This is a genomic window from Christensenella sp. KGMB01412 (assembly GCF_055522415.1).
Genome location: NZ_JBVFVW010000005.1, coordinates 1 through 12,238, shown reverse-complemented (window position 1 = coordinate 12,238; position 12,238 = coordinate 1). Strand labels below are relative to the sequence as shown.

The following is a 12,238-nucleotide window of genomic DNA, read 5'->3' as shown; positions in this document are numbered from 1 at the left end:
ATATTTACCCGAATTGAAAAAACAATCAGCGATAAAGTCTTTCAGCAAACGGGTTTTCGCCATGGGATGATCTCTGTATTCTATATAAGTATATTATATGGGCATTATATTAGTATGGTGTATAAGCAATATTCATATGTACGCCATACTAATCGTAACTGCATCCTGCCAGTGTCAAGTCAGACATCATTTTATCCTCGACGTTACAATCTGTTTTTTCTACCGTTTTTATTATAAATTACCATGGTTTTACGAGGTGAATTGATCGGGCAATACAAATGTATAGGCAAGAGGAAAAAATGGTAAAAAGCATTGTTTTTACAATAAAAAACCACATGATATTAAAATCGACTGCTCTCCTGCCGATATTATCGAGCCATAGCGCCGATTCATTATGGGGAGTTGGTACAAGATTATATAAGCGTCTGTACGTTTTCTTCTGCTAACAGGTCGTTTGTCTTTTCCAACGAGTAACTCTTTTCCAGTGCGAACAGAATAATGGAATCCCTTTTGTTCTTAACATACAATTTTTCCGAATGGCAGATATACAGTAGAAGTTGCGTTTCCTTTACATCAAGAGGAAATGCAAATGCTAGCAACAGAAGCTTATCACGAGAAGGCGTTTTTGCCCCTCTGAAAACCTGATAGGCATAATAAGTGTCCATCAATGATGACTTTATGACTTGTGACTTTGTTACTTGCCTTACATCGAACAGATAATCAAAGTACTCCATCTGCGAAAACTCAGCTTGCTTTGTTTGTGTATGCTGCAAGAAATCTTCAAAAGTACTGGCATTTTTCAAAACACCCATTAGTTTTTCAGTGGTTGTGTGCTGCATGACTTGCCTCATTTTTATTTAATATATATAATTTATATCATAAACCGAAAAAGGTCAAAGGGCAAACATGAGCGATTATCAATATAAGCTATGGGAATATGAACAGACCAGTGAATTAAAGGCCGGTAAGGTTCTTATTGTCAAAAATCGAAAAACAGGTCATGTTGCCATTCAGAAATTGATTCGTTCTAGCCAGAAACAGATTTATCTTGCCTTGCAAGAGATGCAGCACCCGAATCTTCCAGAAATATACGGTGTTTTTGATGATGGAGAGGAATGTATCGTATTACGTGAATATGTACGAGGTAAATCATTACAAGAATATTTAGACCAAAAGCACAATTTCTCCCATGTCGCAGTCAAAGAAATTGCATGCCAACTATGTGATGCATTGATCTCGCTTCATAATCATGTACCGCCCATCATTCATAGGGACATCAAGTTGTCCAATGTTATTTTATCTGATCATGGGGATATTACCCTGCTGGATTTTGATGCGGCACGATTTTATGACGAGAGTTCTGATCATGACACCGTTGAAATAGGTACGCATGGCTATGCCGCACCCGAAGCATATGGCTTTCATCAGACCAATGCGCGAAGTGATCTTTATTCATTGGGCGTATTGTTAAACCTGTTGCTAACAGGAAAGAAGCCCAGTGAAAAACTTGCAACTGGTTATTTTCGTAATATCATCAAAAAATGTACAGACCTATCGCCTGCCAACCGATATAAAAACGCATTGCACCTAAAGCGTGCGCTCCGTATGAATGGTAAAGCAAAGTATTTATGGATAGGCATGATAGCCGTAGTATGCATTATGATTATTTTCACATGGCAACCATGGAAGACAACGAGCGAAATATCTAAACTTCCGCAAACAAACGAACAATATATTGAAGAAACAAATCTCACAAACCTTTCTCAGCCATTGGAGGTACTCACAGAAATGTGGCACGCAAGCGGAGTTCCCTATCCGCAAGATACATTGACCAATGAATATATCAATCAGTTTTTGTACAGATATTGTAATACTGCATTGAGGGATGATATGCAGGACTACAGAGAACAAGGAGTTTCATTTACCCGCAGCGTCAGGTTATCCATGCCGCAAATAGAAGAAATTATTGTGTCTGTCTTTGGCAACGACAAGTTTGACGTTAACAATTATCAACCACCAGACTATATATGTGAAGCGCGGGGTGGTTACTACTATTTTACTAAAAGAGATTATTCTCCTAAAATAACTGTGGAGTACGTTGGAGATACACCAACTATTTATAATGATAACAAAGATTATGAATACAGCGCCGATGTCGAGTGGGAAGGAGATTCTTTTCCTTCTACCTACGATATGCTAGTTCGTATAGTTGAGAACCCAAACAGTATATACGGGTATAGCTTTCAAGCAATAGAGTTTTCGGAGGCAGTAATAGAAGGCGGCGAAGCCGTTAATTTCTTCGAGGGTGCTTGGCGGGCAGTCTACGAAGAAAAGAGCGGACAAAGTATTGCGTTAGAAGATACGCGATACTTGGAGATAGCAGAAAGTGTGGCGTATGAGTATGTCAATTTCGATGCATATAATAATATGACTCCTGACAAAATCTATACGCTAAAAATTCAGCCTGATGGTTCCTGCCGTATGCTCGAAACAAATAATGAAGAAAATTATTATGTACTGACACTACCAAATGAAGGGTCATTACTGTGTGATGGAGCTGATGCTACTTGGCAGTTTAACGCAATTGCAAATCCAGAACATTCTATCTATAGGATATTAGCATAATTTTATATGAAATATTGTGCTGACAGCACAACAATAGCACCTCTTCCTTTGATAAGATAAATCACAGGAGGAGGTTTTTTGTTCGCATTTCAGTTGTTTGGATAGTTTTTATCCAAGGACTGCTTTGCTGTTTTGATAATATCCGTAATAACACGGATTTGGGTATTGTCGCACCCTTCCAATAAATTTGCAATTTCATTATTGTAGATTTGCTTGGAGGATACAAGCGTATCACACAGGAGTTCATCAGCACCTACTTTTAGTGCGTTGGCAACTTTTACAAGAACAGGAAGGCTCAGCTTTGTATTACCTGTTTCGATATGGCTCATATGTGTGACGGAAATCTCGACCATTTCCGACAGCTTTTCCTGCGACATACCCAGTTCTTTTCGTTTGGAACGAATTCGTTTCCCGATATCATGATAATTCACAGTAAATAATTCACCGCCCATTCAGTTATATACTTGAATTGTATAGGCGATTATCATATAATTTAATAAATCATATAAGCAAACAGACCTTATAATTAAAAGAAAGAGGTGGGAAAATGAAAAAAATAATTTGTTTTTTACTGGTCAGTGTATTGTGTGTAGGCATTGTTTCGTGCTCTGCTCAAAATCCGAAAAAGACGGAGCCTGCTCAAACCGCGTCTGCTGCTGCATCAACAACAGTTACCAGTTCCAAATCATCTGGAAAAAGCGGAGGATTTGAAGCATTTAAGAAAGAAGTCGAAAATGATACAAATTTTGACGTGAAACCGTATGTATTTGAGTATGAAGACACTATTGAAGTTGCACTTTTAACAAACGATGAGGGAATTGACTGGGAAGGTGTCTCATATTCATTTCAATCGGATACGATGGAGCAATTTCTTAGCAATATACAAAATTATAGTATTTATATTTCTGATTTAGCACAACAATATGGCATTGAAAAAACAACATATGTTGCTGTACGCGCAAAGGATCAAAACGGGAGTCCGCATGAGGTTTGCGTATTCATTTCCGGACTGCTGTTTCGCTTGATGGGAAAAGACGTGACTAAATAGATAGGAGGTTTATGATGTTTTGTAAACACTGTGGAAAGGAAATCATTGATGATACTGCCTTTTGTTCCAACTGCGGCAAAAGAATCGAGGCAGAACCATCGGAGAGAAACGAACCGTTACCAGAACAACAAGGTAATTTGCTTGCTAATTGTAAAGTTGTGAGCGTAAAATCTTATCTATGGGTATCTATATTTATGATTCCAATCGGAATTTTTATGCTGATTTTCATAACGCAAATGAGTGGAGCGAACATCGGAATATGGATCATAGTAACGCTGTTTGTTTTTACATTAGGTTTATTCCCTCTTTTTTTAAAAGCATACGTTGTAAAATGCCCTTATTGTGGCAATGAAACGCTTTTTCCAATTAAGGCACTAAGTGCCGATTGTTCTGTTTGCAGTAAAAAAATCATGCTAAAAAACGGGCGTATTTATAAAATGTCCGAATGAAAGGATTTACAATATGAAAAAATGGATTTGTATTTTACTTAGCAGTATTTTTTGTTTCAGTCTTCTTGCTTGCGCAATGCAAGACGCTGAGCCATCCACATCTGTCACGACACAAGAAGACAAACAGGCAGTCAATTTAAAAGATGATGATTTAGTCGCGGCGGTATGCATTGAAGGAAAATGGGGATATGTAAACCCTCAAGGTGATTTTGTAATAGAACCGCAATATGAAGATGCTGGCAGTTTTTCAGAAGGATTGGCTCCTGTTAAAAAAAATGGTAAATGGGGATATATTGATGCAAACGGTAAAATTGCTATTGAGCCTCAATTCAGCAGTGCCAATAAATTTTCTCAAGAACGTGCATCTGTAAGTCGGGATTCGGAAACTCTTTATATTGATAAGAGTGGAAATGTAATTATTAACGTAAATGAAATCATTCCGTTGCAAGGAGATAACTATGTTGCTCGCGATTTTGATAAAAATGGTTATGTGAATGTTGGTACAATTTCAGAAGAATTTATTGCTACATCTTATTTATTAAATAAAAACGGCGAAGTTGTTTGGAACCTTGAAACAACAAATACTCCCGATAATATGGCGCTTTACATTGGATATGTGGGTAATAGGATTTATAACTCATGGGCAATAGAATCAGATGTTGATTTTGCTAATGCTGACATTATATCGCTAGAGTATAAAAAAGCTGATTTGCAAAATGAATTGGCGAGCGTTGAACCTGGCTTTGACGCAATAACTGTTCCTGTTATTTATGATGAATCTACAAACGGATATATTATTAAAGATGTCAATGGAAATGCATGTATTGTGGATGTCAATGGAAATTCAATCCTGAATACGGAATATTCTAGCCTATGGCCTTTGTCAGAGAATCTATACGCGGTTTGCGATAATAATGACGATATGGGAATAATAGATAGCAGTGGCAATATTATTGTAGAGCCACTTTATTCTTATCAGCTTTTTTTAGCTTATGCTGCTGCGACCGAGTTTAACTTTAGCGAACAATCACTGCTTGGTGTAAGTTCGATCAACGAAAATGCGGAATCAACCAAAGAATTGTTCAGTGGGTATTATATAGATAGGACAGGAAAGGTTGTTATTTCTCTCGAAAGCGGCGATAGCGGTCAACAGTTCAAACACGGATTGGCGATGATTGAGCGACATACTGATGCTCCTAATCCAACAACATCAAAGTATATTAAGTGCTTTTATATTGATTTAGACGGCAACCCTATTACCGATGGATTTTTCGATGATGCAAAAGAATTTGCTTATGTCAATAAGCCAGATGAGCCAGACGAATTTATTGCTCCTGATTTATCAACTGTCACGAACTCCACATTAGATGGCATATGGATTCAGTCAGAGTTTGATCAGGAGCGCTTAGCTTATGTCATTAACGGTGCACAGATCACAGATTATAATATCTTGACAGACGAGGGAGTTACTTGGCTTGATAAAAATCATGAATCACATACGGATTCCTTTGCAAGCGGCGATTTAGGACAAGCTTCCACAGAATCAATCATTGTTTCCTCAATTGACGCAAATACAATCAATATCAATTTTAAAAACACAGGAGATAAGACATTCGTAAGAGCAACAGAACCTGAAATTTTAGCCTTATTCCCTGACGCACCACCAGTCCCTAATCCCACCACAACGAGTGGCACAGCATCTGCCGCCCCAAAAGCAGGAGCAAATGCAGCGCCAGCAACTATTTTAAAAGAACAGTTTGTCACTGCTGTTTCAGAGCAATTTCCAGAGGCGGCAAATAGTACACCTATGGACGATTTGTCGGACGAAGCATATACCTATTACCGCACTTCTTGCGAAAGTGGCAATCTATACTTTGTTGTTAATAATGCAAATAACACGGTAAAGGCGGCAACGGTGTTGATTGGCGGAGATAGCCTTACGGACAAAAAAGTGTCGCAAATAGAAAACGCGATTGCCCTTGCAATGTTAAATGGCGATAAACTGTCCTCACAATTGGTAGTGGCTGATTTGAAGCAAAATAAAAACGCATCATCGGGAACAACATCTTTTGATATATCAGATGATTCGCCCATTGGACGAGTTCTAGCTGAAGCGGGTTTAGACAGTCAAAGCGCGGGCTACATGTTAACCGCAACGGTAGATTCGTTTGCACCCAAAACGAACATTGAATATTTTTGGGGAAAAACACAGGATTTACTCACAGCGCTGGGGCTACAGGACATATCTATATCAAAAATCCTCAATAGCTTATAAAACAATACTTGCCAAAGAACTCCCGTATTACAATATGCGGGAGTTCTTTGCACTAGCCCTAATATAAAACAGAGTATATACTATAAATATAGAAGCATATCATAGAACCACAATTATTGATCAAAGACTTAATATTCCTACACATAAAGCAACTATTAAAGCAAAATCAACTAAATTTTGAAACCAAAAACCGTATATTTTGTAAATTCTAAACAAATTCAAATCGTATAATATTAACGTTTTTAATTATTCCAGCTTACAAAAGACTATTTTTATATATTATGTAACAATCCCGACTATAGGTTTTTACATGAAAATTAAATTTAAAGGAGAATCAAATGCTACAATTACAAAAAGAAAAGAGCACCTGCAAGCCATCCTCACAACCAAAAGCAATCAAACTTGTAAGGGAAAGGAAATCTATTCCTCGGCAAAACACTAATCACAAACAGCAATTAATAGAAGCTTCAAAAGAGCTTCAAGATTATTGCAATGCAATCGAGCCAGAAAACAAATGCGCCGATAAAGAAGACATTGGAGTAATGATTATTTTACTTCGAACAATGGAAGTATGCTTAGATCACATGCAAGAAACGGTGCGTAAATCGTAAGCACTACATATGTTGATTAAATCCTGTTTGCTTATGTGCACAAGGCAGACAGGGTTTTGCTATACACATAATTTTAAAATTGGTTATCCTAACATAGAAGTTGCATCTCGCTACATACAAACTTATATAGTATTATTACAATAATGATGCATTGGGTTCTGTAAACTATAACCAAGAATTTAGTCTAAACATAATACGTAGTTCAATTTTATCAACACACTCCCTAGTCTATGGATTGGTAGTGATATGAAATAAATTAAACTCATGGAGAACCATAGGGCAATATAAAATTCGTCGTTATACCATCCTGGTGTAATATCAATTTTACTTGACATTTGGATATCGGAACAAACCTTTTTGCATAGGTCTTATAAGCGGGATTTTTAAGAGTCAATGTATCCCCATCAAAATCAACTTGCGGAATTTCCGCTGTGTATTCGTTAGGAAAAAGTATATTTGATAACGTTGTGTCCAACTTTTTGTACGTCTCCATTATATCGCTATTTTGAATTTCTACTTTTTCAAAAGGAATATCAATTGAACTCAATCCTCCAATGATTTTTTTCAATGATTTTGCTGCATAATTATCAATAAAATAGAACTGTGTCAGCATTTCCAGTAATAGCCAGTTATAGCTGTAGCCAGTACTATCAGTACCATATTTTTTATGAAATTCCTCATCTGGTAGAATGGCACCTGATGAATCAACTGCCTCAATGAAAAAACCAACAGCATTGCCATAAAAAGACTTTATTATAATTTCATGAATTATGCCATGTTTATGTTTTAACTTATTATTTATTTTTATATTGGGCAAACAGAAAGATATGTTACTTTTAAATTCCTTTAAGGCATCCTTACATATTTGGTTGTTTTTTGCTGCCCTTTCTAACCACCGGTCGGCAAAATTTATCTCTTTTGAGACAAATGATGCCGGAAAAAAGCACTTGAAAATATGATAAATACCATCTATATGCGAATTAAAACTATCAAATAGTTCTTTGGTTGGCAAATAGAAATTTTGTTTTGTCGGATCCCCCTTTTTTTGAGAACCTACAACATCTATCAACTTGTTATATGCTTCAAAAAATCTTCTGGCACTGATATTGTAAATTGCCAATGGGTGTTTTAACGGATGTTCAGAATTAAAAAGCAAATCTTTACTATCCTTTATTTGTGTCAAATATGAGCATAAGCTTGTTGCGATATTTCCGTCAACTTTATTGCTTCTAGTAACTTTCATGACAACCTCCATAACTTGAAAACAAATACCTCTATATTTCAAAGTCAGATTATAGGACTAAGTTGATTATTGATGTTTTCCAATTATCCCAACAATGCATTTGTTACATGTCACAGTGCAATTATATAGATAATATCACATTAATAATAGCCATTGTTTATCCATCAGATTTGACATACCACTTTTCTACAATGTTAGAATTAGCGCTGTTTGGTGTGGGTTCTGCCTTCTCAATGCTCGTTACTGTAGGCAAATTGATAGCCGTACCGAAAATCAAAGCATACCCTCGTTGCAGATATGTTATCCGTTCGATAGTACCTTGACTAATGTATGGAACCATACGCGATATATAGTTTATGTCATCAGGGTTTTGGATGCGGTGAATGATGAAGTTATTACACTGTGAAACTACGGTTTTTGATAGCTCACTTGGACGCTGGGATGAAATTCCCAATAAAAGGCCAAACTTTCGTCCTTCCTTGGCGATGCGTTCAAAAATATTATATCCGAGCACTCCATAATCCATATCCGTTCGGACAAAACGATGAGCTTCCTCCAAAATTAAGTTTATCGGTTTAGAGTTCCTAGGCGTCAAACGACGCAAATAATCAAAGAGCAATTTTGAAATAACTTTCGTTATCACTTCAGTTGCAGAATCATCCAAACTGCTAATGTCAATATTGAGAATTTGGTTATCTCCTAGTATCGAATCAATATACTCTTCTACTGTGGAATACTCTGTTTGTGCGAAGAAATCTCCTGTATCGCTTTCCATTAAATTTTGGAGACGAGCAACCAGCGTTGCACTATATTCATATATCCTGTTTGAGTTAGTGCTGCCTTCGTATATTATGGCAAAGTTGACAGCTTCAAGAAATCGTTCAAGTGAGTATGGAATGATTTGTTTCGATTTCGAAACCTCCTTGATGTCGGATAAGATCACTGTGTCACAAAAAGCAATTACACTTGCGGGTGCGTACATTTGTCCATAAGATATTTCAATAGCCTTAGCCATTGAGAACTGACCACTTCTTGTACTTGCATCGAGTTCAGCGTTAATGGTTATCTCCGTGGTTAGTTCAAAACCAGATTCGTTAAATTTTTGTAGAACCGATGTTATTTTATCGTGTTTTGCGGCGGGTGAATCTGTTCCAGCAAGTATATCTTTTACCACAGTTGCTAAAATATGTTTCTTAAGCTCCTTTGCCCCACTTTTGGTGTCATCAGAGTCGAAAATCCTAATTAGCTCAAGCGCACGCCGCAAAACAGGCACCTGTGTCTTTTCTGACGCGTGTAGTAGAACTGCCCAGTCATCAACACTCAAGGCCCAAACGGGGATAACAATTTTTTTATCAGAATCGTAATCTGATGTGGTTAAGAACTTTACATTGATTTCTGTATTGGATTGTGGAATCTCTTGAAATGCATTTTTGTACTCACCATTTGAATCGAAGATGACAAACTTTGCACCACAAGCCGAATAATTTGTCTTAGTGAAGATAGATTGAATCATTTTGGCAATAGTATTTGACTTGCCTGCACCGGTGTTACCAAACACAGCAAAATGAAAGCCGAAAAAGTCATTCAATTTTACTTTCACCCTGTAGTCTGGAAATATAACCGAAGTTCCGATTGTTAGTGATTTTAGTTTTGTACAGCCGTCATCACAGAGTTGGAAATCATCACGTGTGTCCAGCATTGTTTGAAGATCATTTTCACTGATCAGCTTAATTTCGGAAAAAATGGGGGGCATTTTTGTTACACCGAAGGTAAATAAATCATTACTTATTTCACCAATAAGGCTGATACGCAAGTACCTTGAACTACTTGCTTTATTTAGCCGTTCAAAAGACAAATCATTTTTCTCATCTACCGCAATTATTTCTGCTACTATTCGGCGATTAATATCATCAATAGCCACATACGATCCAATTTCTCCGACAAATCGTATTCCGTCATAGACATTAATGTAGTTGCCGAGATCATTGGAAATCTCAGCCACAATATTGTTGTGGTTTATTGTGATAATCCTACCGATAACTCTTTTATCATGCATTATCATCACTCCGACTTGTAGAAGTTGTTAGTACTGAGGCCAGTTTATTTATTGAATCGCGCATCTTTTGAGCCTCTATTTGTTCCTCGTCAAGTTGAGGTAGCGCGCGTTCAACTATATTCTTAAAATAGTGGATTTTATCATCTGAGTTAATTATCCAAATACGACTATCACCAATCGTTTGCAACTCTCGTATTTTGGGAGAATCCCCAAAGATGACTAAACGAAAGTTGTAGACAGAAAGAGCATTCAGTATGATTCTATTTATATGTTCATCGCTGAAACTATATCCCATTGTAATTAATGTCGAATTACTCTTCAACAAGTTATTCTGCATCATTCGGAACAAGTCGGAGTAAGGAACCATAAGGGTGGATCTATCTTTTTGTGGCGTCGGGTATATCATTAATGACTTGAAATCATTGCGCTGGCGTATCACATCGACATCCTTCTCCACAATAATGCTCATATCTGTAGTCGCGGAAGGTTCTTTAACCCAATTTATAGATCCGTGAATCTTATATAGATTAATAAAATTACTTACGCTTCTCCAAACATCTTTACTTAAGTTGAGGTTTTCGACCATCACATAATTATATGAATTGGGGTTGAAAATACGTCTGGCACTTCCCATGAAACCGTTGTTATACATAAAGGAGAGACTATCTAATGCCATTTCATTATATAAGTCATAGTTTGTGGTATATACATTAACAGGGGTCTGCCGCGTCCTTTTTACAATTTTTTGATAAAAGATCTTGTAAAGACTTAGTAACTCAATGCATTCTTCTGTATAACAAAGCTTATCAAAAATAAACCTGTTAATTATTTCGACTTTCTCAAATATTCTATCTTTTTCACTCTCATCACAAACATTATATATCGACATCAAGTAATTAATTAGGGCTTCGAGGTTATCGGGAAAACGGTGTTTAGCATCATTGCCATCTGGAGTAGTAAAATCAGCGTTTTCTGCATAAAACTCTTTTGTGAGTGCCGCCATTGTTGGAATTGCTTTCTCTACGTCATCAATGTGGAGGCTAGAGCAGCCAGCCCCAATTAGAAAGTTAAGATTTTCAAATTGAAGACATTGAGCAATTTCAATACGCAATTCTTCAATACTCAATTTATGAGCAATTGTACCTTTGATTAATTGATATTGCTTATCTTCCATTTTACTTCTCCTTAAATATTACTCGTTATCACTACTACCCTTAACTTAGGTTATAGTATAGCCATTATATCCCTCTCGATAAATAATATGAACTCCATATTATCTCAACAACACGATGTCGAAATTTTGGTTGCGTTTTATATTGATGTTGTATAGCAGAAAATTTATTTTTATTATACCACTTTATTTAATATGAGAAAGACTAATTTATTCCTTTGCTTCAAAAAATTGTAAAATCAAACATATGTTTTCGTTTATATTTTTACTCATGGCGAAAAGGCTTCTAATCAGCATCAAAAGGACTGTTTTTTATAAAAGAAAAGGTCGGAATGTTTTCGTTAACATCATATAATATGTATGCAATGAAATATTGTATCACATATTATATAAATTGGAGTGAGTGGCAATGCTATATGGATATGCAAGATGTTCAACAGACGAAAACAGGCAGGACATAAAACGTCAGGTGCGAGAACTACAATTGAAGGGGGTAAAGCTTGAAAATATTTACTTAGAATACGAGAGCGGAGTAAAGACAGATCGAAACGAGCTAAACAGGTTGTTTTTGGACATTGGAGTTGGCGATACCATTATCGCGACAGAGGTTAGCAGAATTACCAGAAGTACAAAACAACTTTGTGAGATTATTGAGGTAGCCAAGGAACGACAACTTTGCATTATATTCGGTACATTCAAAGTGGATTGTCGGACAGAACTTGACCCGATGACAGAAAGGAGAAGATATATGAGGAAGAAA

General features: G+C 36.6%; 11 protein-coding genes. 6 read left to right on the top strand and 5 right to left on the bottom strand.

Going from position 1 to position 12,238, the window contains the following annotated elements; all coding sequences use genetic code 11:
* Positions 1-413: 413 nt before the first annotated feature.
* Complete coding sequence (locus tag ACS5WU_RS09330; protein WP_465089117.1) at positions 414-839, bottom strand: hypothetical protein; 426 nt, start codon at positions 837-839, stop codon at positions 414-416.
* Between the two features lie 67 nt (positions 840-906).
* Between ACS5WU_RS09330 and ACS5WU_RS09325 the strand changes: the two genes are divergently transcribed.
* The gene (locus tag ACS5WU_RS09325) at positions 907-2,625 is read left to right on the top strand and encodes a protein kinase domain-containing protein (RefSeq protein ID WP_465089116.1); all 1,719 of its coding nucleotides are present in this window, start codon (positions 907-909) and stop codon (positions 2,623-2,625) included.
* 89 nt (positions 2,626-2,714) lie between these two features.
* Here the strand turns inward: ACS5WU_RS09325 and ACS5WU_RS09320 are convergent, their stop codons facing one another.
* A complete protein-coding gene (locus ACS5WU_RS09320) occupies positions 2,715-3,077 on the bottom strand; it encodes a helix-turn-helix domain-containing protein (protein ID WP_465089115.1) in 363 nt (120 codons plus the stop codon).
* A 95-nt stretch (positions 3,078-3,172) separates the two neighbouring features.
* Between ACS5WU_RS09320 and ACS5WU_RS09315 the strand changes: the two genes are divergently transcribed.
* The 4 genes from ACS5WU_RS09315 (at position 3,173) to ACS5WU_RS09300 (ending at position 7,008) form a co-directional block, all read left to right on the top strand.
* A complete protein-coding gene (locus ACS5WU_RS09315; protein ID WP_465089114.1) occupies positions 3,173-3,673 on the top strand; it encodes a hypothetical protein in 501 nt (166 codons plus the stop codon).
* 14 nt (positions 3,674-3,687) lie between these two features.
* Positions 3,688-4,122, top strand: coding sequence for a zinc-ribbon domain-containing protein (locus ACS5WU_RS09310; RefSeq protein WP_465089113.1), 435 nt, complete (start codon positions 3,688-3,690; stop codon positions 4,120-4,122).
* A 13-nt stretch (positions 4,123-4,135) separates the two neighbouring features.
* A complete protein-coding gene (locus ACS5WU_RS09305; RefSeq protein WP_465089112.1) occupies positions 4,136-6,397 on the top strand; it encodes a WG repeat-containing protein in 2,262 nt (753 codons plus the stop codon).
* A 338-nt stretch (positions 6,398-6,735) separates the two neighbouring features.
* Positions 6,736-7,008, top strand: coding sequence for a hypothetical protein (locus ACS5WU_RS09300; RefSeq protein ID WP_465089111.1), 273 nt, complete (start codon positions 6,736-6,738; stop codon positions 7,006-7,008).
* A gap of 262 nt (positions 7,009-7,270) precedes the next feature.
* On the opposite strand, the gene ACS5WU_RS09295 is transcribed toward ACS5WU_RS09300, so the two are convergent.
* The 3 genes from ACS5WU_RS09295 to ACS5WU_RS09285 form a co-directional block, all read right to left on the bottom strand.
* A complete protein-coding gene (locus ACS5WU_RS09295; protein ID WP_465089110.1) occupies positions 7,271-8,251 on the bottom strand; it encodes a hypothetical protein in 981 nt (326 codons plus the stop codon).
* 157 nt (positions 8,252-8,408) lie between these two features.
* Complete coding sequence (locus ACS5WU_RS09290; protein ID WP_465089109.1) at positions 8,409-10,307, bottom strand: ATP-binding protein; 1,899 nt, start codon at positions 10,305-10,307, stop codon at positions 8,409-8,411.
* Entirely contained in the window at positions 10,300-11,481 is a 1,182-nt protein-coding gene (locus ACS5WU_RS09285; protein WP_465089108.1) for an SIR2 family protein, read from the bottom strand. The genes ACS5WU_RS09290 and ACS5WU_RS09285 overlap by 8 nt, the downstream gene beginning before the upstream one ends.
* Positions 11,482-11,887: 406 nt before the next feature.
* Between ACS5WU_RS09285 and ACS5WU_RS09280 the strand changes: the two genes are divergently transcribed.
* Positions 11,888-12,238: recombinase family protein (locus ACS5WU_RS09280; RefSeq protein WP_465089107.1), on the top strand; the 351-nt coding region annotated here is incomplete at its 3' end.